We start from the raw sequence: 21484 nt of genomic DNA on the forward strand, positions 1-21484 counted from the left end.
TATCGATGAATACTACGTTGCCGATCTTGCTCATTGAAGACAATCCAATGGATGTGGACCTGACCCAGCGTGCGTTTATTCGGCACAATTTGGCCAATCCCCTTGAAGTAATGCGTGACGGTCAGGAAGCAATTGATTTCGTGGCAGGCTGGAGAGCAGGAGATCCGGTGCCTTCCGTGATATTGCTCGACTTAAAGCTCCCGAAAATTTGCGGGCTGGAAGTCCTCAGGGTCATTCGGGCGCATCCCGATATCGGAACTGTCCCAGTCGTGGTTCTTACGTCCTCGGCTGAGGATGATGATATTCGTAAAGCCTATTTGCTGGGTGCAAATTCCTACATCGTGAAGCCGGTGGATTTTGAAAAATTCATCGATGTGGCGCGGCAGATCGAACTCTATTGGACAGTTCTCAATATGCATAGTTTTTCGAAGCCTGCATAATGAAAATTCTCTATCTGGAGGATAACGCTTTGGACGCAGGTCTGGTGCGGCTGGAGCTGGGGAAACGCGCGCCGGATATTCAACTGGATATCGTCGGGACATTGGCCGAGGCATTGGAACGGATCGAACGGTTCCATGAAATTTATGGAACCAGCCTGGAAACCCCGGCGATCGCGAGGGTGGGGGAGGATGCTTCACATCGCTACGATCTGATCCTGACCGATCTCAATCTTCCCGATGGCAGTGGCAGAACGTTGCTGGCACGGGTTCGCAGTCGGCGTTTGCCGCTCCCCGTCGTCGTGCTTACCGGTGCGAGCAACGAAGAAGTACTGGTTGAATTGCTCCGGGCCGGCGCGGATGATTACGTCATAAAACGTGACGGCTTCCTTGAAACGTTGGCTCTCGTGCTGCGTGCTGCATTCGACAAGTTTCGCACGGAAACCTATAGGAGAGCCGCTGCGCTGAGGGTTCTTTACGTCGAGCCTGATGCTGATGAATTCGATCTGGCCAAGCGAGAACTCGCTTCCATCGCGCCACACCTGCACATTGAGTCGGTTCAGACAGCAGGGCAGGTTTTTCAGCGTTTTGCGGCATCTGGTCCGGATGCCGCCATTGACGTTCTTCTACTTGATTATTATTTGCCCGGCGCCTCCGCCACCGATATTTTGAAGGAGCTGTGCCAGGTGCGTGGGTTTGACCTGCCGATCATTCTGGTTACAGGTTCCGGCGACGAGGAAATTGCGCGGCAGTCTCTCAAGCTGGGGGCCGCTGATTATGTGGTAAAAAGTGCGGGTTATCTTCAACGGTTGCCCACGGTCATTGAAAATGTCTGGCTCCGGGCCGAGTCAAATCGCAGAGAGCGGGTCTTGCTGGAGGAAAGGACCCGGCTTTCTCTTGCCACTGAAGCAGCCGCAATAGGTATTTGGGAGTGGAATACGGTTACCGGCAATATCATCTGGGATGATCGCATGTACGAGATTTATGGCGTTCCACGCGGGACCGCAATCACGTATGAAATCTGGCGATCCTACACTTATCCCGACGACTTGCCCGAGCAGGAAGCGCAATTAAAAAAAATCAGTGCGGAAAATGGACGGGCACAGCTTGATTTCCGGATTCTGCGCGGGCACGAAACCATACGTCATTTGCATATCGCCAAAGCGGTAAAATGGAGCACGAACTGTAACGAGTTGCGAATAGTAGGCACTGCCATCGACATCACGAAGCGCAAGCAGACCGAACTGGCAATTCAAGAGCATGCCATGCAGCAGGGCCTTATTGCAGCGTTCGGGCAACAGGCGCTCGCCAGCGCAAATCTTGACGAGCTATGGGATCAGGCTGCGGTGATTGTATCCCAGGGCCTGAACATCGATTTTTGTAAAGTCCTCCAGCTTGCGCCGGATTTACGTTCTTTTGTACTCAAGGCGGGTTCAGGTTGGCAAGCCGGCTGGATAGGCCGCAAAATATCATTCACCTACGAAAACAGTCAGAACCGGTTTGTTCTCGCGAGTCACCAACCGGTGATCGTAGGGGATTTCCACTCCGAGACCCGTTTCAAGCCTTCGAATATTTTGCGAAATCACGGCATCCGTAGTAGTGCCGATGTGCTTATCTCGGGCGCTGGCGGCCCCTACGGTGTATTGGGAGCCTATTCACGTGAAGCGCTCCGCTTCACGTCGAGTAGTATCAATTTCTTGCAGAGCCTGGCCAATATCATTGCAACTGCTATCGACCGCAAAGCTACGGAGGAGCGCCTCACCTATCTGGCCCAGTTCGACCCGCTGACGGAGTTGCCCAACCGGAGCCTTTTCCTCGATCGCCTCAGGCGGGCAATGGAGCATGCGCAGCGCAATCGATGCCGGGTAGGTGTGGTATTCGCTGATCTGGATCGCTTCAAGATCGTTAACGACACGATGGGCCACAGCACCGGCGATAAATTACTGGTTCAGGTTGCGCAACGGCTGCAACGATGCGTGCGCTCATGCGATACGGTTGCGCGATTGGGTGGGGACGAATTTGCATTCATTCTGACCGATCTGGCTCAAGCCGAAGATGCAACCTTGGTTGCAGAAAAGGTAATTACTGCGCTCTCGCTGCTCTTCGAATTGGAAGGGCAGGAAATTTACATTTCAGCGAGTCTTGGAATCAGCATTTATCCCGGAGATGGCACGGATGCGGATGGATTGCTCAGGAACGCCGACACCGCGATGTTCCAGGCAAAAGAACAGGGCCCAGCCACTTATCGGTTCTATCTGCCGCAGATGAATGAGCGCGCAGTAGCCCGCCTGAAAATTGAAACCCAGCTTCGTGGCGCACTCGCGCGGCGCGAGTTCGTGCTGCACTATCAGCCGAAGGCAAGTTTGGTTAGTGGTGAAATCACCGGTTTTGAGGCGCTGTTGCGCTGGCAGCATCCAACGCATGGGCTCGTGCCGCCGCTTCAGTTCATCTCGGTGCTCGAGGATACAGGGCTGATTGTTTCAGTTGGCGAATGGGTAGTGCGAACAGTCTGTGAGCAGATAAAAACGTGGCAGAATCAAGGGCTTTCCTTGTATCCGATAGCGGTTAATCTGTCGGCACGACAGTTTCAGCAGCAAGACCTCGATTCGTGTGTGGGAGAGACTTTGCAGATCACCGGAATTGATCCCCATTTGCTGGAATTCGAACTGACTGAATCGATATTGATGAAAGAAGCTGAAACAACCGCCAATGCGCTACAAAATCTGAAAGCGTTCGGTGTGCAGATATCGATGGACGATTTTGGTACGGGTTACTCAAGTCTTGCCTACCTCAAGCGGTTTCCGCTCGACGTAATCAAGATTGACCGCGCATTCATTCGGGATGTTACCACTGATCCGGACGACGCAACCATCGCCGTGGCGATGATCAAACTGGCCCACAGCCTGGGGCTGAAGGTGGTAGCCGAAGGCGTTGAAACGAGGGCGCAACTTGATTTCCTGATAAAACACGGTTGCGATGAAATGCAAGGCTTCTATTTTTCGCAGCCCCTTCCGCTCGAGAGCGCATCCCAAGCGCTTATTAAAGGTTATCGGATACCGATGAGCAACGGGTCGCTGCATGAAAGATAAGCTTGCGGCTTACCGTCAGTAGCGCTCTCGTCTCAGGTTTGACCGCCCCTGATTGCTATAAAGTCCTTTCCCTATTACGCGATATTTGTTAACTTAACTGCGCGCAAATTCCCAATCCGCGGGGGGCGGATGAATCTTTTGGCAGATAATGACAAATGAAAAAAATTATCCTGGTGATTTGCCTCATGTTCGCCTTTACTGGTGGGGCTTTTGCACAGAAGGGGGAGTTGAATCTTAGATCGCATTCAGTCCTGGTTATGGACGCTCAGCATGGGCATATCCTTTTTAACAAAAATGCCGATAACGTAATGCCGATCGCTTCTATTACGAAACTCATGACAGCAATAGTTGTGCTTGATGCGAAATTGCCTCTGGATGAGGAAATCGTCATTGAAGCCGCTGATATCGATGTTATCAAAAATACCCGGTCTCGCTTGCGCGTGGGGGGAAGCCTCACTCGCCAGGAAATGCTGCGGCTGGCATTGATGTCTTCCGAGAACCGTGCTGCGGCGGCGCTGGGGCGCACCTATCCCGGAGGCATCAACGCATTCGTCGCTGCAATGAATATGAAGGCATTCGAGCTCGGCATGGGCAACAGTTATTTTGTCGATTCTACCGGACTGAATAGTGCCAACGTTTCCACTGCGCGTGATCTCGCAAAAATGGTGAGTGCCGCACATGACTACGATGTCATTCGTGAATTTTCGACTACCGCTGCGCATGCGGTGGCGTTCACGGATGAAGACCGTAGCATGCAATTCGTCAATTCCAACCGCCTGGTGAGTAGCGGGAGTTGGGATATTGATTTATCGAAAACGGGCTTTCTCAGTGAGGCCGGGCGCTGTCTTGTCATGCGGGCTAACATAACGGGAAAAGCAATTATCATTGTATTGCTTGATTCCTGGGGAAAGAATTCGCGTATCGGTGACGCCAACCGCATCAAGAAATGGATGGAGATCGGGTTCACTCGTAAAGTTCGGGGGTAATATATTTAGGAGGGCCATTTAAGGTGGGTAACGCTTGGCATATATCTGGGCCTCGGTCTTAAAGAAGTTTTTTGATACAAGCCCGGAAAAAGTTTCTGTCCTACTATCTTTAACTCTGCATGGGGCCGCGCTTCAATGTGCGCTGATGCTGGGGTATCGCGCGGATATCGGGTATTCAGGCGGAATACAGGGTCGGCGCATGATTTTTTTCCAGGTAGGGCATTGCGTAGTACCAGGAAGCGAGCAGTCACCCGGGAAGGAACTGTCATGCAATTACAACTGATTGTCGCGCTCATCATTGTTTTTCTGATTGTTATGTTCGCGGTTCAGAACGCTGTGGCGGTAAGCGTCGTATTCTTTCTGTGGCGCATCGACGCGTCGCTTTCCTCTGTGATTGCTGCTTGCTTCGGCCTTGGAACGCTCATCGGTGCATTAATTACTGTTCCCACGTTGTTGCGTGAGCGAATTCTGATAAGCCGCCTGCGTAAACAAGTCGAAATATTGCGCGCGGAGAATGACAGCCTGAATGGGCTGAAGAAAGACGAATCTGCACTACCGTATGGGTACTAATTTATAGCCGCGAGCCCAACGGTAATATCGATTATCCGGTTTAACCTAAATCCGGTAGTAGCGGCCTCACCCGGAAGGTAAGCGTCAAATAATATGAAATATTGTTATTAATCATAACACTGATCTATTAAATGAGCGGTCAACTACCGGATTTAGGTTTAAAGCAGGCGAAACGCAAGAATGGCGATGATCGTGGGTGGAAGCGCGGCTGCCAACAAGCCTAAGGGATGTATTGCTCCATCTCTGAATGAACCTTTCAATATGGAAAAGCCTGCCGGGTTCGGCGCATTAGCAATGACTGTGAGACCTCCGCCGGTAACGGCGCCGGCAACGAGCGAATATCGGAACTCTGTACTCGTGCCTTCCAGGAGAGAACCCAGATAAGTGAGCGCTGCATTGTCGGTGATTGCTGTAAGTAGAGTTGCGCCAAAAAAAAGCACAGTGCTGTCCATGTCGATCAGCAAGGGCTGCAGCCACCACTTCTGTTGTCCCCCAAGGACGACCAGTCCGGCAAGGAAAAAAGCGACCAGCAACCCTTCGCGCAGAATCAGCCGGTCCTGGTAGCGTTCATAGGCGCTTGCAAAGCCCAGGAAGAAGAGCAGCAACCCCATGAACACGACAGGGTGATGCGCAAACACCACCACGCCTACCAGAAATACGATGTGCACAAGTACTACGGGTGATGGGACCTTGGCATGCGTAGCGCGCGCTTCACTTTTCAACCCCGATAATTCGCGTCGAAACAATAAAGTGACGACCAAGGCATTCACCAGCACGCCAATCGCCGCCTTCCAGCCAAATGTAGTAAACATGAAGGCGGTGTCCCATCCCCATTTGCCCGCCACCATGAGTACCGGCGGTGCGGCAAAGGATGTCATCGTTCCGCCGATAGAAATGTTGACGAACAGCACGCCGAGGGTAACATACTTGAGCCGGGTGGAAATCCCCTTGGAATAATAACGCTCAAGCAGAATCAGTCCGGCTAACGTCATGGCGCCCGGTTCGGTGATAAATGAGCCCAGCAGAGGAACAAACGATAATGTGACGAAGTAAAATGCGCTGCCTTCCGGCCAGGGGATGAGCCTCGCAAGCGCTTTTACGTTGAGCATGGCGAACTGCAGGATCGGGCGGGTGCCGGCGATGACCATGATGGCGAACACGAACATCGGCTCGGTAAAGCTCTGTCGATCGAGGTAAGCGATGGCGGCGTGCTTGCCGTCCGTGACAAACATCATGATGACGAGGATCATGGCCCAAAAGCCGAAAACAACCTCGACCTCACCGAGAAAATGCCAGATGCCTGCGTGGGCGGGGTGGCTATGCGCCAGTTGCTCGAAATATTTCGTCGAGAAAGTGTGAATCAGCGCAATGCCAAACAGTATTGCGCTGATTATCTCGATGGGGGCGGGGTCCAATTCGTTTTATTTCATCGCATCAAGGTTGGCTTTTGCATCAGCATTTCCCTGGGCGGCGGCTTTCGCGAACCATTCTTTGGCTTTATCGGTATCCCTGGCTATCCCTTCCCCGGAAAAGTACATCACCCCAAGATTGTTCTCAGCATCGACATTGCCCTGATCAGCGGCCTTTTGAAATAACTCCACCGCTTTGACCGGATCTTTGGCGACACCTTCGCCATTCGCATACATCAGCCCGAGGTTGAATTGGGCATCCGCGTATCCCTGCGCAGCGGATCGATGAAACCAGGCAGCAGCCGTAACAGGATCATTACTCAGGATTTTGCCGGATGAATCCTTGGATATGGCTTCCCCCGTGTAGTACATGACGCCAAGTCCGTTTTGCGCTTTGGCATTGCCAGCCTCGGCATCTTTCCTTAATTGCAGGAATTTTTCTTCTGGCGTCGCTTCATTCTCGGAACCGGCCGGCATGATTTCCTTTAATATCGCCGATTTTTCTTCAGGGGTCAGCTCATTTTCCAGTATGCTCGGAATTTGTTTTTCCGATGTAAACTCATCCGGAAGCCGGGTCTGTGCTTCTGTTTTGGCGGCGGTCTCTGGCGCTTTCTCGCCGCACCCGGCAAGCATGAGCATGGGTACTGCGAGTAACGTAACAATAAGGATATTCATCGATTATTATGTCCTGTCAGGTCCCGTCCAGGCTGGTTAAGCGGTTGTGGAGTCAGAGGCAAATGGGCTTCAGCTTCATAAGCTGTAATACATATCAAACTCGACCGGATGGGTGGTCATGCGAAATCGTGTCACTTCTTCCATCTTGAGTTCGATGTAGCCATCAATCATATCATTCGAAAACACGCCACCCCGGGTAAGAAAGTTGCGATCCTTATCCAGGCTATCCAGCGCCTCATCCAGCGAGACACAGGGGTTGGGAATCCTGGCGGCTTCCTCGGGTGGAAGGTCATAAAGATTCTTGTCCATGGGGTCACCTGGATGAAGCTTGTTCTGGATGCCGTCCAGTCCAGCCATCATCAATGCGGTGAAAGCGAGATAGGGGTTGGCGGTAGGATCGGGAAAACGCACTTCAACGCGCCTTCCTTTGGGACTGTTGGCGTAAGGAATGCGCACCGCGGCGGAACGGTTGCTTACCGAATAAGCAAGGTTGATCGGTGCTTCAAAACCGGGAACCAGGCGTTTATAGGAGTTGGTGCCCGGATTGGTTATAGCGTTCAATGCCTTGGCGTGCCTGATAATGCCGCCTATATAATACAACGCCATTTCCGATAGTCCCGCATAACCATTTCCGGAAAATAGATTTTGTCCGCCTTTCCAGATCGACTGATGCACATGCATTCCGGAACCATTGTCGCCGACGATGGGTTTCGGCATGAAAGTCGCTGTTTTTCCGTAGGAGTGTGCGATGTTGTGCACGACATATTTGAATACCTGGGTCCAGTCGGCGCGCTTCACCAGGCTGCTGTACTTGGTGCCTATTTCACACTGTCCGGCAGTTGCGACTTCATGATGGTGTACTTCGACTTCGATACCCAGTTCTTCCAGTGCAAGGCACATGGCCGAACGAATATCATGCAAGGAATCAACCGGAGGAACGGGAAAATACCCACCTTTTATACCCGGACGGTGCCCGGTGTTCCCCCCCTCGTATTTTAGCGCCGAGCTCCAGGCTGCTTCCTCGGACTCGATCTTTACCGAGCAGCCGGACATGTCAGCGTGCCAGATAACGGAGTCAAAGATGAAGAATTCCGGCTCAGGGCCGAAATAGGCGATGTCGCCAATACCCGTCGATTTAAGATAAGCTTCGCCGCGTTTTGCCAGCGAGCGGGGGTCGCGGTCATAGCCTTTGCCGTCGGAAGGCTCCACCACATCACAGGTCATGAACAGCGTCGCCTCGTCCATGAACGGGTCCATTTTTGCCGTGTCGGGGTCGGGTATCAGTAGCATGTCTGAGGCATGAATGCCTTTCCAGCCCGCAATGGAGGAACCATCGAACGCGTGACCATCCTCCAGCTTGTCCGCGTCGACGGCATGGGCAGGAAGCGTTACATGCTGTTCTTTGCCACGGGTATCGGTAAATCTTAAATCAACGAACCTGACTTCGTTGTCCTGGATCATTTTCAGAACATCGGGTACAGCCATATTTCTCTCCATGAAGACTGCCTTGAATTGAAGCGCATAAGCACAAAGGTAACATTATATCAGCAGGAGCGTCTCCGTTTTTTCAACATGACGAGCCGAACATGCCCGGGGCCCGGCATTTTCCGAAAAGATGCGTGGGGATCCCGGGCCCCGCCGTGATGCTCGCTATGAAGCCTATTCAGCACATAAAGTTTTAGGTAAACACCCGCTTGAAAATGGATTACCATTGCATTTTAATCCGTTATTTCGGGAAACCATATGGAAACCATTGCTGCAATACTAGAGAGGGCGCAACAGCGCGCCAGGGAAATGGATTTGCCGTACGAAGGTGCACTGTTGCCCGGTGAAGCGCTTGATCTGCTGCAGGAAGCGCCTGGTGCCAAATTGGTGGACGTGCGCTCCAGAGCCGAATGGGATTGGGTAGGGAGAATACCGGGCGCGGTTGAAATCGAGTGGCAGTCCTATCCCGGCATGCGGCCCAACGCCAGTTTCCTGGACTATCTTTCCAGTCAGGTGGACAAGGAATCGCTGGTGATGTTCATCTGCCGCAGCGGAGGCCGCTCACATCAGGCTGCGGCTACCGCCACCGAATCGGGCTATGCAAATTGTTATAACATTCTCGAAGGCTTTGAGGGCGAGAAAGACGCCACCGGCCACCGCGGTACCAAGGGGGGTTGGAAAGCGGCGGGGTTACCATGGATACAGGGTTGAGCAAAGGGACCAACAAACCAGCGTTGGATCAGAATTCTCCGAGTTCGATTTTGAGAAATCGAAGGGGTTCAGTTCAGGCTCCTGACCATTTGACCATTCCCGAATAAGCTGTGATCAGCACAATGATTCCGAATCCGATGCGATACCATGCAAACACGGTGAAATCATGGTGACTGATAAAGCGCAATAGTCCGCGTACAGCTAATAATGCGCTGATGAAGGACGCCACGAAGCCGATAAAAAATACGCCGATATCGTCGAAATGGAGAATATCCCGATTTTTGAAAATATCGTAGAAGGTGGCCGCGAACATAACGGGTATTGCCAGGAAAAAAGAGAACTCGGTAGCGGCCTTGCGTGATAAGCCGAAAAAGAGTCCGCCAATAATCGTTGCACTTGAGCGCGAGGTACCCGGTATCAAGGCCAGACATTGCATTAATCCGACCTTCAGCGCGTGTTTCCAGTCGATATCTTCCACCCGTTCAACATCCACCACGTGTTTCCTGCGCTCGGCCCACAGGATTAGAATTCCGCCGATTATAAATGCCATTGCCACGGGTACTGGATGAAACAGATATTGCTTGATGGTTTTAATGAGCAATAAGCCCAAAATCGCAGCGGGCAGAAACGCGATGAAAAGATTGAGCACGAAGCGGTTTGCATCCTGACGCGAACCCACATCCGCGACTACGCTACGAATCTTGACGCGATATTCCCAGCATACCGCCAGAATGGCGCCCAGTTGAATGACAATCGTGAATACTTTTCCTTTGTCGTCATTGAAGTCGAGCAGATCGCCCGCCAGGATGAGATGGCCGGTAGAGGAAATGGGGAGAAATTCGGTCAGGCCTTCGATAATGCCGAGGATCAGGGCCTTGAGGAACAGAAACCAGTCCATATGTGATTATCCGGCCAAAAGAATTAAGCGCCGGACAAGCACGAGCGGATGCGGGTAAGTCAAGGTGTTACCAGGCAACGGGTTTTCCCAAGGGCGGCGTAGTGGTCGCGATTAACCGGGTGAATATTTTTGTCGGGCATTATCGCATCGAAGCCCGCTTCAGGCTTAAAAATACTTCTTGAGGTTGCCATAAAGACGATCAGAGAATAATTTAGAGGAGACCGCTCGATTTCCGTTTTCCCGGGAAAGCCGAGCGCTTCCTCTTCCTATTTAACGGTTGGCTCTATGGCAGGATGAGTGCAATACGCCATCACTATTACAGTTTGCTGTAAATCTCCGTCCCTTTTGCCACAAATTCGACCGCTTTTTCTTCCATGCCTTTTTTCAACGCCTCATTTTCGCTAACACCTTTCTGTGCGGCAAAATCGCGAACGTCCTGGGTTATTTTCATCGAGCAGAAGTGGGGGCCGCACATGGAGCAAAAATGGGCAAGTTTAGCGCCTTCCTGCGGCAGGGTTTCGTCATGGAACTGCTTTGCCTTGTCGGGATCGAGACCAAGGTTGAACTGATCATTCCAGCGAAACTCGAAGCGGGCTTTTGAAAGTGCATTATCGCGAATCTGCGCACCAGGGTGGCCCTTCGCCAGGTCTGCCGCGTGAGCAGCAATTTTATAAGTGATAATCCCATCTTTTACATCATCCTTATCCGGCAGGCCAAGGTGCTCTTTTGGCGTAACATAACACAGCATTGCCGTGCCATACCAGCCGATCATGGCGGCGCCGATAGCGGATGTAATATGATCGTAGCCAGGTGCAATGTCGGTAGTGAGCGGCCCCAACGTATAGAACGGAGCCTCGGCGCAGTATTTCAACTGCATATCCATATTTTCCTTGATCAGGTGCATGGGAACATGGCCCGGACCTTCGATCATCACCTGCACGTCATGTTTCCAGGCGACCTGTGTTAATTCGCCGAGGGTTTTCAGTTCCGCAAACTGGGCTTCATCGTTGGCATCGTGAATCGAACCGGGACGCAGACCATCTCCCAGGGAAAAGCTCACGTCATATGCCTTCATGATTTCGCAGATTTCTTCGAAGCGGGTATACAAAAAACTTTCCCTGTGATGCGCGAGACACCACTTGGCCATGATGGAGCCGCCGCGCGAAACGATGCCGGTCAGACGTTTTGCCGTCATTGGAACATAGGCGAGCAGCACGCCGGCATGGATGGTGAAATAGTCCACGCCCTGCTCAGCCTGTTCGATCAGCGTATCGCGAAAAATTTCCCAGGTGAGGTCTTCCGCTTTGCCATCGACTTTTTCCAGCGCCTGATAAATTGGCACTGTGCCGATGGGAACGGGGCTGTTGCGGATTATCCACTCACGAGTTTCATGAATATTTTTTCCGGTGGAAAGATCCATTACCGTATCTCCGCCCCAGCGGATAGCCCAGGTCATTTTCTCGACTTCTTCCTGGATGCTCGAACCCAGTGCCGAATTACCGATGTTCGCATTGATTTTTACCAGAAAATTGCGGCCGATGATCATCGGTTCGGATTCGGAATGGTTAATGTTGGCAGGAATGATGGCGCGACCCCGGGCGATTTCATCGCGTACGAATTCCGGCGTGATATGCTGGGGCAGAAAGGCGCCGAAATCCTGCCCGGGATGCTGGCGTGTGAGTAATTCCCGGTGCTGATTACCCAGGTGCTCGCAACGTTGATTTTCACGTATGGCTACATACTCCATTTCCGGCGTTATGATGCCTTGACGCGCATAATGCATTTGCGTGACATTCGCTCCGGCCTTGGCACAGCGGGGCTGGCGCTTCAAATCAAAGCGCATTTCAGCGAGCTTGGGGTCGGCCAGGCGCTGCTTGCCATAAGCGGAAGCGGGACCGGAGAGAATTTCCGTGTCGCCCCGCTCGTCGATCCATTTTTCGCGTAAGGGCGCCAAGCCGGAACGGATGTCGATGTTTATCGCCGGATCCGTGTATGGACCAGAAGTGTCGTAAACATAAATTGCCGGGTTTTGTTCCGCACCCATGCTGGCAGGCGTGTCGGATTGGCTGATTTCCCGCATCGGCACTTGAATATCAGGGCGGGAGCCATGTACATAAATTTTTCGGGATTCAGGCAGAGGCTTGACCGCCCCTTCGTCCACATGGGCTGTTTTGCTCGAAAAGGGCAAAGGAATTTGTGCGGCATTTAAAACGGTTGCATTCATAATACGCTCCTTTAGCGCCGTAAAGGAGCGGGATAGTCACATCCCAGCTTCCCTACGGCGGCATTATCCGTGTCAGGTAGTAAGGGACTGTCTCACCAGTTTCCGGCGTTTCCGGAAAGGACCCCTAGCTGCTGCTGTGAAGCTAATGGAAATGTGGAATAATTGCAAGTCTGGGACGATATTTTATATAAAGGCTGGACATGGATCTTGAACAAAACCGTTTTAACATGATAGAACAGCAAATTCGTACATGGGAAGTGCTGGACCAGGAAGTTCTCAAATTATTGTTCGAGCTGCGGCGCGAGGAATTCGTCCCGGCGGCTTACCGCTCCCTTGCATTCGTGGACATGGAAATTCCGCTGGGATATGGTGAAGTAATGCTTGCCCCAAAAATGGAAGCGCGGATTTTGCAGGAATTGCAAGTAAAAAAAACCGACAGGATTTTGGAGGTAGGCAGTGGCAGTGGATACTTGACCGCATTGCTGGCAACCAAGGGCGAATTTGTTTGCAGCGTGGAAATTGTGCCGGAACTGAAAGCCATGGCGGAAAAAAATCTCCAGGCGCACGGAATAGCCAATGTAATCCTGGAGAATGGAGATGCCGCCCGCGGCTGGCCCCGGCATGGGCCTTACGACGTGATCGTACTGACGGGATCGACTCCGGTTTTACCGGAGGCTTTCCAAAAAAGCCTCAAAACCGGTGGACGCCTGTTCGCGGTGACAGGCGATGCTCCGGTCATGCAAGCTGTGCTCGTCACTTGTGTGGTTCAAAAGGAAAAAGCGGGCGTATATAATACAGTCGGTTTGTTTGAAACCTGTATTTCCCCGCTCAGAAACGCGATGCAGCCTGAGAGATTTACATTTTGATCTTACGGCCCAATCCATGAATTACAAGTCCGCCTGGCTGATCTAGCTCAACCGCGTTCAATCGGTCGATAGCTCTTTTTTCGTCCAAGAGTTAGACAATCTGGAATCAAAGTGAAAATTCGGCAATACATTTATGCATTACTGATTGCAGGAGCAGCTTTACATACTCCAATCCACGCGGCCGACCTGATGGAAACCTATCGTCAAGCGCTGGAAGAGGACGCGCTATATAGCGCCGCGCGTGCTGCCCACATGGCGGCGCAGGAAAGGCTGCCGCAGGGTCGAGCCGGACTGCTTCCCACTCTCTCGCTTGCGTTTGTGAAGCGGAGGCAATTCATAGATATAGGCAACGTCAGCAGTATCGCGCCTGTCGGGACGGTTGGAACGGTGAGGCCGTCTGAAGTGATTATCGATAACCAGAGCCTGACTATCACGGCAACCCAGCCAATTTATCGCAAGGAAAATTTCGTAATCTATGAACAGTCCAAGCTTCAGGTTGCTCAGGCGGACTCACAGTTCATCATTGCAGCACAGGATCTGATCCTCCGGGTCGCCCAGGCATATTTGGACATCCTCACCGCCCAAGTGAATCTGGAGGTGGCAGAGGCCCAGAAGAAAGCGATCTCGGAGCAGCTTGAGCAGGCCAAGCGCAACTTTCAGGTGGGTACGACGACTATCGTCGATACTTACGAAGCCCAGGCCCGTTTCGATCTGACTACATCTCAGGAAATCGCTGCAAAGAACCAGTTGGAGGTGGCGCAGCGCACTCTGCAACAGATTATCGGACGTATGCCCGATGAACTCGTGCGCCCGAAAGACACTACTTTCGAGTTGCTCAACCTGAAGTACGCAAACATGCAGGATTGGATTACCGTAGCTGAACAGAATAACCTTGCGCTGAAAGTACAGCAATCGGTATATGAAATCGCAAAACAGGACGTGGAACGAGCCAAGGCAGGGCATTATCCCACGCTGGACCTGGTCGCCATATACAGCGACCAGAAAGGTGTGGGCGGTACAATCACCGGCCGGCCAATTGACCTGACCTCAAAAGAAATAGGGATTCAAGTCAGCTTTCCGTTGTTTCAGGGTTTCGCTGTGCAATCGCGGGTGCGTGAAGCCCTGGCTATCCAGGAAAGAGTGTTCCAGGAACTGAACAATACCCGACGCAACAGCGTTCTGCAGGTGAGCCAGCAGTACCTGAACGTTACCAACGGTATTGCCCAGGTAAAAGCGCTAAAGCAGGCGCTGCTATCCAGCCGGAGTCAGCTGGACTCCACCAAGCTCGGGCAGGAGGTTGGCGTGAGAACGGAGGTGGACGTATTAAATGCTCAGCAGCTATATTATTCGGCCCGCCGGGATCTCGCCCAGGCGAGAAATAACTTTCTCATGTCGAAATTGAGATTGGAGGCCGAGGCAGGAGAATTGGACGAGGATGACTTGAGGGAGGTAAACCAGGCATTATTGCAATAACCTCTTCAAACCCCTTTTTAAATGAGGTTCTTGAGCGCAGGACCCCTCACGGCGTTGACGCGCAAGTGGTTGAGTGTTAGATTTTCTCAAAAGGAGAGGTTGCAAGTCGTTTTTGGTTTATTGATGGATCATTGCATTGTTCTGATGCCTGAACCGGCTACCCACCAGGAACTGCATTTTTGGTTGAGGCATGGCAGTACCATGCCTTGTGGCGGTAAGCTTGCAGCAATGAACGCAGGAAAACTCCAGCTCGAATTCTCCGTAACATATCATCAACCCATTATTTTGCCTGGGCATATCGGCCTAATTCAAGCGGAACGGACGTGATCTTCCACAACGCCCGTTGTCGCGCCGTTGTACCTTCAAATTGAATATACGTAGCGTGATGGCTACCGAGGCCAACCATGAGCGAGCCAGCCGTATCTGATACATACCGGGGTCAGCCGTCTATCCTTTCGACTGGCGACAGGCCCTCGGGCATTCGAGACGCCCGCCCGACGGAAGCCGTCAAAGGCGTGCTGGATGCAAAAACTTTTGGCGCAATCGAAACGGACCAATTATTCGATTCCCTTAACCATGCTGTCACCCATGCCGGGCAATCTGTGCTTTACCGGTCCCTGGCTCAGCCGGGGACGGATGCCGAAGTGATACGCGGGAAACACGAGGCATTGCGCGAACTGGAATCGGATCCCAGCCTTTACAAAGCCTTGCGGCATTTCGTGGAGACCATGGCGGGAGGAGAACAATGTCTTTATCAATTGCTATACGGTACGTTTACCGGTGGGCTCGCCATCGCTAATTCCGGAGCCGGTAAAGATGAGATGGAATTTAGCGGTTACGGTTATCATCAATTCGTTGATGGTACCGCTTTTGTCATCGATATGGTCGATGCAATGCAAACCCTGCCACAGCCGAAGAGCGCGTATCTGCAGGGCTTATTCGATGCGATTCGCGATTTTGGAAACACGCGCACTTATTCCCTGATGCGCGGACCGGTCTATTCTGTGGACGGGAAGTTCAAGACCAGGGACGAAAAACCACCTTATCTGCCAATCCTGCGCTTTAGGCCTTCGATGATTAAACCCCTTCCGATGTTCGGGGCGTTGGGTGCGATAGGCGCAGCGCTTTATTTCTTTCAGAGCTTGCTGGCCGGCTTTGGCATTTCTTACCTAAGCTACGGAATACTTGTGCTGGCGGTACCGGTGCTGCCGGTCCTCCTGATAGCCATTGCCGCGTCCGATCGCGATTCAGTCATATATCCGCTGCGCAAGCTGTTCAAGAACAGCGCCGAGTTGGCGCGTATGCTGGAGACGCTGGGGCTGATCGATGAACTCTTGGCATTTCATCATTATTCGCACACGTTTGGCGGGAAGATGGTGCTGCCGGAGATATTGGAACGCGAACGCCATTTCCTTAGTGTTACCGAAGCCAGAAACCCGTTACTTGCCAAAGCGAATCCCGACTATGTGCCAAACGACATTCTACTGAACGATACCGGACGGCTACTGGTAATCACAGGGCCGAATAGTGGCGGTAAGACCGCTTACTGTAAAACAGTGGTCCAGATTCAGCTACTGGGGCAGATCGGTTGTTACATTCCTGCAGCAGCGGCGCAGATGGTACTGGCGGAACATATTTTTTACCAAGTGCCAGATCCGGGCCGTCTGGATGAGGGCATAGGACGCTTTGGCCATGAACTGAAGCGTACGCGCGAGATTTTCTTCAGCGCCACGCCCGACAGCCTCGTCGTGCTCGATGAGCTGTCGGAAGGGACGACGTTCGAAGAGAAAATGGAGCTTTCCGAGTATGTCCTCGCTGGTTTTTACAAACTTGGAGCAAGCACACTGCTTGTCACGCATAACCATGAATTATGCGACCGCTTGCAGGAAAGGGGAATGGGCCGCTACCTTCAAGGAGAGTTTCTTCCTGAAGGGCCCACCTATCGTTTGATTCCGGGTGTATCCACTGTAAGCCATGCCGACCGCGTGGCCGCTGCCCTAGGTTTCAGCAAGGAAGATGTGGAGAAACACCTTACGACCCGGCGTATATGAGCGCAAGGCAAAGGACTGTTTTTGTGTTAGATGTGTTGATGCAGATATGTGAGTGTGCTTTGATCTTTTCGTTGCGTTATCTATTTTTGAGTTACACCTTCAATCGCCCGATCTGAATTCGATATGGGGTGTAAAAGCTGTGGAGCTACCGCAACAATGCAGTTTCGAACGTTGTTTATAAATTTTGGACCAACTGCGCTGACTGGGTGTCAGCCATGCTGAAGTCATTGGTTACAGGCGCGAATGGATTCGTGGGTTCGGCAGTTGCGCGCTGTTTGCTTAACGCAGGCCACGAGGTGCGGTGCCTGGTCAGGCCGGGAAGTGATCGTAGAAATCTCTATCAACTACCTGTTGAGATCTCGGAAGGTGATCTGCGCTCTGCCCCATCACTAAAACGTGCGGTCGCAGGTTGTGATAATTTATTTCATGTTGCCGCCGATTATCGGCTCTGGGTTCCGAATCCTGAAACCATGTACGACATCAACGTGAAGGGAACTCAGGCGCTGATACTGGCTGCTGCTGAAGCGGGAATGAGACGCATGGTATACACCAGCAGCGTGGCGACCCTGGGAACGAGCCAGGATGGCGTCCCTGCAAACGAGGACACGCCCTCGAGCCTCCTGGCCATGAATGGGCACTACAAGCGATCCAAATTCATGGCGGAACAGGTCGTTCAGCGGATGACCGATGAGCATAAACTGCATTTACTCATAGTGAATCCGTCTACGCCGATGGGGCCGCGCGACATAAGGCCCACGCCGACAGGGCGTATAGTCGTTGACACGTTGCGCGGCCGTATGCCGGCCTATGTGAATACCGGCTTGAACGTCGCTCATGCCGATGACATTGCACGGGGCCACCTGCTGGCCTATGCGCATGGAAAACCCGGAGAGCGTTATATCCTGGGAGGCGAAAACATGACCTTGCTGCAAATATTGCAAGCAATAGACAAGATTAGCGGAAAGCGGAAAAAGCGAGTCAGCCTTCCCGTCAAACTGATTCTCCCCGCTGCCTGGTTAATGGAAAAAATGGCAATGGTCACGAATGTTGAGCCGCGCGCGACAGTGGACAGCCTGCGAATGGCCAAACAAAAGATGTTTTACTCCAGCGACAAGGCCATACGTGAATTGGGTTACCAGTACCGGCCGGCGGCGGAAGCGCTTGAAGATGCGATGAATTGGTTTCTGGCCAATGGTTATTGCGGATAGATCTTTTCAGGCATTGCAAGCTCCTCGGTACAAGTCAGTCGAATAATGCACGAATCATTATCTTCCGAGCCAAAACGCTGCATGGCTTCGGTGCCACCGAACCCTGGTTGTTTGCAGAGATGCTGCCACCATGAGCAGCACTCTGCAGGGTAAAGACAGGTTCAAAATGTGGTGGCGCTGGCGCCTTGCCCATCTGCTAAAGGTTTGCCATTGCTGGCTTTCGTCTTAGTCTTGCTTTTGAACTTGAGCGGGGTGAAGCGGGCGGCGGTTACCTCCTGTTCCGGTAGCTCAACGAATACGGTCACCACCGATTCTGGTGAAACGACGAAGTCCCCCGTTCCTTTCAATATATTATTACCCGCCGGTTCCAGCTTGACCGAGATCTTGTTTTCGTCTTGCCGGTTTGAACGGTTGCCTTGCCTGCACCCCCTTCGGTGCTGAGATTACGGTCGGCATGATCCATTACATAGAGTACGATTTCCTTATCCTTGGCGACAAGCTCCAGATGATACGGACCGGCCATGCGCGTTTGCCCGCCGTGAGCCGACTCCTTGAAATCGAAATATTCCTCGGTATGGGCGCCGGCAGGTAAGGCAATAGCAAAAGCAAAAGCAAAAGCAGATCCAAACAGAATGGTAGATATGAACTTATTCATCTTGATTCTCCTTGATAATTGAAATAAGTCGTTAATGTCCATCACTGATGCTCTGTAGCGCCAACGTATTACGGATAATAAATGCTGCCGACACGATTCTTCATTGCGCACCCTTCCTGCTCCGGTCAACCTGAGCCGCCGTAACCAGGGTGCCCCGATTACCCCATGCGTTGCGGATATATGACAAGACCAGCGCAACCTCCTCATCACGCAGGATTTGCGCAAACGGTGGCATGCCATAAGGTCGCGGATTGCTTGCGATGACGGGTGCGTAGCCACCATTGAGAATGCTGCGAATTGCATTAATCGGGGAGGCCAGTGTGATGCCGCGGTTTCCCGCCAGCGCCGGATAAGTGCCGGGGGCGCCCTGCCCCAAATTTCCATGACAATCCTGACAGTGCGTCTCGTAGATCTCGCCGCCTTGGCGGAGCAGCGTGTCGACTTCTTCCGTCAGCGCAGGGGCTATGCCTCTGGAGCGGGGACCGGTCTCAGGTAGCGACTTCAGGTAGGTCGCCATGGCATAGGCGTCCTCCTTCGTCAGATATTGAAGACTTTGGCTGATGACATCCGCCATCGGCCCTGTTGTGATTGCGCGGCTAGACGAACCTGTCCTCAGTAATTCAACGATGTCCTCGACCGCCCAGTCGGAAGTGCTGGCCTCCTGGAGAGATGTCAGAGAGGGCGCGTACCAGTTCGAGCCCATGAGCTGTCCTCCTCCGAATAGTTCGCCCGTGCTTGCGCCGAACGGGTTCCGGGTTGTATGGCAAGCATTGCAGTGGCCGAGTCCTTGCACCAGATAGGCGCCCCGGTTCCATTCATCGCTCTTTGCGTTATCAGCCCGATAAACGCCTTGCTCGAAATAAATGGCGCGCCAGATATAAATGAGTGGACGGAGGTTGAAAGGAAAACGGATCTGGTTCGGCCGATTGCGCTGCTGAGCAGGTGGAAGCGATTGAAGATAGGCAAAGATCGCATTGGAGTCCTCACGCGTGATCTTCGTATATTCCGTATAGGGAAAGGCGGGGTATAAAGGGCTGCCGTCGCGTGCCTTGCCATCGTGGAGCGCTCGCCAGAAGTTCTCCTCATTCCAGAGGCCAATACCCGTTTCCGGATCGGGGGTAATATTAGGCGTGATGAAGGTCCCGATAGACGTATCGAGGACATGTCCCCCCGCATAGGGTCGCCCACCCTGTGCCGTGTGGCAACCCATGCAATTGCCGGCCTGCGCGAGATAGGCGCCTCGCGCCTGCTGTTGCTGTTGTGCTTGCCGCCCGGTAATGCCATCTGTTTTTGCCGGTGGCGATTCCACGCCGGCAAAAACAGAGGAGGAGCTTACCGGTACCATGAAAATGCCGAGGCCTGTTAGCCCGGCAAGCGCCGCAGCCAATAGGATAAGTTTCATTGCAACCCTCCTGGTTGGAGGACGATGCTGCTGCAACGCTCAGCCAGTTTACCAGGGAGAGTTGCCGCCGGGTTTGCGCGCGTTGAGAGGGCTTCGGAAACGGGTTGCGCGGCCAGCCACGCCGCAATGGCGCTCGCCTCGTTGGTCGTGAGCTGTTTTGCGATTTCGGACATGCAGTCGGGCGTTTCCCCGCGCATTGCTCCTCCATTCTGCCAGTTACCGAACTGGGCGATGATATAGACGCGCGGCAGGCCCAGCAGGCCGGGAATAAAAGGCTCCGTGCCCATCAGGTCTTTGCCGTGGCAATCGGTGCATGCGGGAATCTTACGGCCGGGGTCGCCCTGAGTAATAAGCCTGCGGGCGAGTTCAACTTCATCGGGCGATGACTTTAATGGTTCGGGCGGGGGGAAAGCCTGTTTCAACGAAGCGAAATAGGCGGCCATATCGCGCAAGTATTGATCGGGCAAACCTTCAAGCAGCAAGGCCATGGGGCGGTAGTGGCGCCGCTCGTCACGGAAATTGCGCAGCTGGTTGAACAGATAGCCTTCCGGCTTGCCAGCAATACGCGGGTAGTATGCATCTCTGCCCTGTTTATCCTCTTTGCCATGACAGGCAGTGCAGGCCTTTACCCGCTCCGCCATGGTGTCGGGTACATCAACCGGGGAAACCCTGGTGGCTATTGCGTGGTCGGCAAAAAACAAAAAAGCGATCAGGACAACTTGTATCATTGCGTTCTCTACCCGTTTGTTTGGTTCGTTTAACCGGATGCACCGTAAGATCAACTGAAATTCCGCAGCTTTGCTGCCACTACCGCGCAAATTTCCGCACTACCGCCATCAGCTCATCAATTGCCTCATCGCCCTGACCTGATTTGATGGCGCCTTGCATGCATCCATGCGTATGGTTTTCCAATAACAGCATGGCCACCGCGTCAAGTGCGGATTGCAGCGCAGAGACCTGGTTCAGGATGTCAACGCAATAACGATCTTCCGATATCATTTTGTTGACACCCCGTACCTGTCCCTCGATGCGGTTGAGCCGCTTTATCAGTGCTTCCTTGTCCGGTTGCACCACCGTCTGCGGTGCATGGCATGGCTTCTTGCTAGGTAATGACTTCAAAGCCGGCGTCCTCGATAGCGTTCTTGAACTGGTTGGGTTTAGTAGTGGCAGCGTCATACTGGATGGTCACCTGTTTCTGTTCGAGAGAAACATCCGCACTGTCCACGCCAGGAATTTTCTCCAGCACGCTCTTCACACTATTGACGCAGCCCATGCAGGTCATTCCCTCGACTTTTATGACTTCCGTTTGCATTTTCGTACTCCTTCCGGTTAAGTGAATGCGTTA

The 21484-nt window shown here is 52.7% G+C and carries 21 protein-coding genes and 1 riboswitch; of the genes, 10 read left to right on the plus strand and 11 right to left on the minus strand.

Features of this window, described 5'->3' with window-relative positions; all coding sequences use genetic code 11:
- Nucleotides 1–5 precede the first annotated feature (5 nt).
- The 4 genes from BLS94_RS02780 (at nucleotide 6) to BLS94_RS02795 (ending at nucleotide 5082) form a co-directional block, all read left to right on the plus strand.
- The gene (locus tag BLS94_RS02780; protein ID WP_090957684.1) at nucleotides 6–440 is read left to right on the plus strand and encodes a response regulator; all 435 of its coding nucleotides are present in this window, start codon (nucleotides 6–8) and stop codon (nucleotides 438–440) included.
- Nucleotides 440–3526: an EAL domain-containing protein gene (locus BLS94_RS02785; protein ID WP_090957685.1), complete on the plus strand. Its 3087-nt coding sequence runs from the start codon at nucleotides 440–442 to the stop codon at nucleotides 3524–3526. Before BLS94_RS02780 ends, BLS94_RS02785 begins: the two co-directional genes overlap by 1 nt.
- 155 nt (nucleotides 3527–3681) lie before the next feature.
- Nucleotides 3682–4512, plus strand: coding sequence for a D-alanyl-D-alanine endopeptidase (gene pbpG, locus BLS94_RS02790; protein WP_072767266.1), 831 nt, complete (start codon nucleotides 3682–3684; stop codon nucleotides 4510–4512).
- Nucleotides 4513–4779: 267 nt separating this feature from the next.
- The gene (locus BLS94_RS02795) at nucleotides 4780–5082 is read left to right on the plus strand and encodes a LapA family protein (RefSeq protein WP_090957686.1); all 303 of its coding nucleotides are present in this window, start codon (nucleotides 4780–4782) and stop codon (nucleotides 5080–5082) included.
- Between the two features lie 158 nt (nucleotides 5083–5240).
- Here the strand turns inward: BLS94_RS02795 and BLS94_RS02800 are convergent, their stop codons facing one another.
- From BLS94_RS02800 to glnA, 3 genes are all read right to left on the minus strand, one after another.
- Complete coding sequence (locus tag BLS94_RS02800; protein ID WP_090957687.1) at nucleotides 5241–6497, minus strand: putative Na+/H+ antiporter; 1257 nt, start codon at nucleotides 6495–6497, stop codon at nucleotides 5241–5243.
- Nucleotides 6498–6503: 6 nt separating this feature from the next.
- Nucleotides 6504–7166 carry a tetratricopeptide repeat protein gene (locus BLS94_RS02805; RefSeq protein WP_090957688.1) on the minus strand — a complete coding sequence of 221 codons (663 nt, stop codon included), beginning with the start codon at nucleotides 7164–7166 and terminating at the stop codon, nucleotides 6504–6506.
- 75 nt (nucleotides 7167–7241) lie between these two features.
- Nucleotides 7242–8651 (minus strand): type I glutamate--ammonia ligase, encoded by a 1410-nt coding sequence (gene glnA / locus BLS94_RS02810; protein ID WP_072767261.1) that lies wholly within the window; start codon nucleotides 8649–8651, stop codon nucleotides 7242–7244.
- A 258-nt stretch (nucleotides 8652–8909) separates the two neighbouring features.
- Between glnA and BLS94_RS02815 the strand changes: the two genes are divergently transcribed.
- Nucleotides 8910–9362 (plus strand): rhodanese-like domain-containing protein, encoded by a 453-nt coding sequence (locus BLS94_RS02815; protein WP_072767260.1) that lies wholly within the window; start codon nucleotides 8910–8912, stop codon nucleotides 9360–9362.
- Between the two features lie 73 nt (nucleotides 9363–9435).
- On the opposite strand, the gene BLS94_RS02820 is transcribed toward BLS94_RS02815, so the two are convergent.
- Nucleotides 9436–10260, minus strand: a complete 825-nt coding sequence (locus BLS94_RS02820) for an undecaprenyl-diphosphate phosphatase (RefSeq protein WP_090957689.1) — start codon at nucleotides 10258–10260, stop codon at nucleotides 9436–9438.
- A gap of 2 nt (nucleotides 10261–10262) precedes the next feature.
- Here BLS94_RS02820 and BLS94_RS02825 point away from each other — a divergent pair, with 2 nt between their 5' ends.
- Nucleotides 10263–10442, plus strand: a complete 180-nt coding sequence (locus tag BLS94_RS02825; RefSeq protein ID WP_072767258.1) for a hypothetical protein — start codon at nucleotides 10263–10265, stop codon at nucleotides 10440–10442.
- Nucleotides 10443–10576: 134 nt separating this feature from the next.
- Here BLS94_RS02825 and thiC read toward each other — a convergent pair whose 3' ends face one another.
- Entirely contained in the window at nucleotides 10577–12484 is a 1908-nt protein-coding gene (thiC, locus tag BLS94_RS02830; RefSeq protein WP_090957690.1) for a phosphomethylpyrimidine synthase ThiC, read from the minus strand.
- Nucleotides 12485–12516: 32 nt separating this feature from the next.
- Nucleotides 12517–12620, minus strand: a riboswitch (TPP riboswitch).
- Nucleotides 12621–12684: 64 nt separating this feature from the next.
- Here thiC and BLS94_RS02835 point away from each other — a divergent pair.
- The 4 genes from BLS94_RS02835 (at nucleotide 12685) to hpnA (ending at nucleotide 18082) form a co-directional block, all read left to right on the plus strand.
- Nucleotides 12685–13350 carry a protein-L-isoaspartate O-methyltransferase family protein gene (locus tag BLS94_RS02835; protein WP_090957691.1) on the plus strand — a complete coding sequence of 222 codons (666 nt, stop codon included), beginning with the start codon at nucleotides 12685–12687 and terminating at the stop codon, nucleotides 13348–13350.
- A 111-nt stretch (nucleotides 13351–13461) separates the two neighbouring features.
- Complete coding sequence (locus BLS94_RS02840) at nucleotides 13462–14823, plus strand: TolC family outer membrane protein (protein WP_072767255.1); 1362 nt, start codon at nucleotides 13462–13464, stop codon at nucleotides 14821–14823.
- Between the two features lie 404 nt (nucleotides 14824–15227).
- On the plus strand, nucleotides 15228–16874 hold the full coding sequence (locus tag BLS94_RS02850) for a MutS-related protein (RefSeq protein ID WP_090957693.1): 1647 nt from the start codon (nucleotides 15228–15230) through the stop codon (nucleotides 16872–16874).
- Between the two features lie 215 nt (nucleotides 16875–17089).
- Nucleotides 17090–18082 (plus strand): hopanoid-associated sugar epimerase, encoded by a 993-nt coding sequence (gene hpnA, locus BLS94_RS02855; RefSeq protein WP_176767771.1) that lies wholly within the window; start codon nucleotides 17090–17092, stop codon nucleotides 18080–18082.
- A 161-nt stretch (nucleotides 18083–18243) separates the two neighbouring features.
- Here the strand turns inward: hpnA and BLS94_RS14775 are convergent, their stop codons facing one another.
- From BLS94_RS14775 to BLS94_RS02885, 6 genes are all read right to left on the minus strand, one after another.
- Nucleotides 18244–18387, minus strand: a complete 144-nt coding sequence (locus BLS94_RS14775) for a hypothetical protein (RefSeq protein WP_218124726.1) — start codon at nucleotides 18385–18387, stop codon at nucleotides 18244–18246.
- Between the two features lie 38 nt (nucleotides 18388–18425).
- A complete protein-coding gene (locus BLS94_RS02865; protein ID WP_090957695.1) occupies nucleotides 18426–18737 on the minus strand; it encodes a hypothetical protein in 312 nt (103 codons plus the stop codon).
- 100 nt (nucleotides 18738–18837) lie between these two features.
- Entirely contained in the window at nucleotides 18838–20139 is a 1302-nt protein-coding gene (locus tag BLS94_RS02870; RefSeq protein WP_090957696.1) for a c-type cytochrome, read from the minus strand.
- Nucleotides 20136–20867, minus strand: a complete 732-nt coding sequence (locus BLS94_RS02875; RefSeq protein ID WP_256325259.1) for a c-type cytochrome — start codon at nucleotides 20865–20867, stop codon at nucleotides 20136–20138. Before BLS94_RS02875 ends, BLS94_RS02870 begins: the two co-directional genes overlap by 4 nt.
- Before the next feature lie 79 nt (nucleotides 20868–20946).
- Entirely contained in the window at nucleotides 20947–21258 is a 312-nt protein-coding gene (locus BLS94_RS02880; RefSeq protein ID WP_072767250.1) for a metal-sensitive transcriptional regulator, read from the minus strand.
- The gene (locus BLS94_RS02885) at nucleotides 21242–21451 is read right to left on the minus strand and encodes a heavy-metal-associated domain-containing protein (RefSeq protein WP_072767249.1); all 210 of its coding nucleotides are present in this window, start codon (nucleotides 21449–21451) and stop codon (nucleotides 21242–21244) included. Before BLS94_RS02885 ends, BLS94_RS02880 begins: the two co-directional genes overlap by 17 nt.
- Nucleotides 21452–21484: the final 33 nt, after the last annotated feature.

Source organism: Nitrosospira sp. Nsp18, assembly GCF_900103145.1.
GTDB lineage: Bacteria > Pseudomonadota > Gammaproteobacteria > Burkholderiales > Nitrosomonadaceae > Nitrosospira.

Excerpts from the sequence above, each read along its gene's own strand:
- glnA (WP_072767261.1), bottom strand. The coding sequence starts at position 8,651 with ATGGCTGTACCCGATGTTCTGAAAATGATCCAGGACAACGAAGTCAGG.
- BLS94_RS02820 (WP_090957689.1), bottom strand. The coding sequence starts at position 10,260 with ATGGACTGGTTTCTGTTCCTCAAGGCCCTGATCCTCGGCATTATCGAA.
- BLS94_RS02795 (WP_090957686.1), top strand. The coding sequence starts at position 4,780 with ATGCAATTACAACTGATTGTCGCGCTCATCATTGTTTTTCTGATTGTT.
- BLS94_RS02805 (WP_090957688.1), bottom strand. The coding sequence starts at position 7,166 with ATGAATATCCTTATTGTTACGTTACTCGCAGTACCCATGCTCATGCTT.
- BLS94_RS02865 (WP_090957695.1), bottom strand. The coding sequence starts at position 18,737 with ATGAATAAGTTCATATCTACCATTCTGTTTGGATCTGCTTTTGCTTTT.
- BLS94_RS02850 (WP_090957693.1), top strand. The coding sequence starts at position 15,228 with ATGAGCGAGCCAGCCGTATCTGATACATACCGGGGTCAGCCGTCTATC.
- thiC (WP_090957690.1), bottom strand. The coding sequence starts at position 12,484 with ATGAATGCAACCGTTTTAAATGCCGCACAAATTCCTTTGCCCTTTTCG.
- BLS94_RS02815 (WP_072767260.1), top strand. The coding sequence starts at position 8,910 with ATGGAAACCATTGCTGCAATACTAGAGAGGGCGCAACAGCGCGCCAGG.
- BLS94_RS02885 (WP_072767249.1), bottom strand. The coding sequence starts at position 21,451 with ATGCAAACGGAAGTCATAAAAGTCGAGGGAATGACCTGCATGGGCTGC.
- BLS94_RS02870 (WP_090957696.1), bottom strand. The coding sequence starts at position 20,139 with ATGAAACTTATCCTATTGGCTGCGGCGCTTGCCGGGCTAACAGGCCTC.
- BLS94_RS02835 (WP_090957691.1), top strand. The coding sequence starts at position 12,685 with ATGGATCTTGAACAAAACCGTTTTAACATGATAGAACAGCAAATTCGT.
- hpnA (WP_176767771.1), top strand. The coding sequence starts at position 17,090 with ATGCTGAAGTCATTGGTTACAGGCGCGAATGGATTCGTGGGTTCGGCA.
- BLS94_RS02875 (WP_256325259.1), bottom strand. The coding sequence starts at position 20,867 with ATGATACAAGTTGTCCTGATCGCTTTTTTGTTTTTTGCCGACCACGCA.
- BLS94_RS02785 (WP_090957685.1), top strand. The coding sequence starts at position 440 with ATGAAAATTCTCTATCTGGAGGATAACGCTTTGGACGCAGGTCTGGTG.
- BLS94_RS02780 (WP_090957684.1), top strand. The coding sequence starts at position 6 with ATGAATACTACGTTGCCGATCTTGCTCATTGAAGACAATCCAATGGAT.
- pbpG (WP_072767266.1), top strand. The coding sequence starts at position 3,682 with ATGAAAAAAATTATCCTGGTGATTTGCCTCATGTTCGCCTTTACTGGT.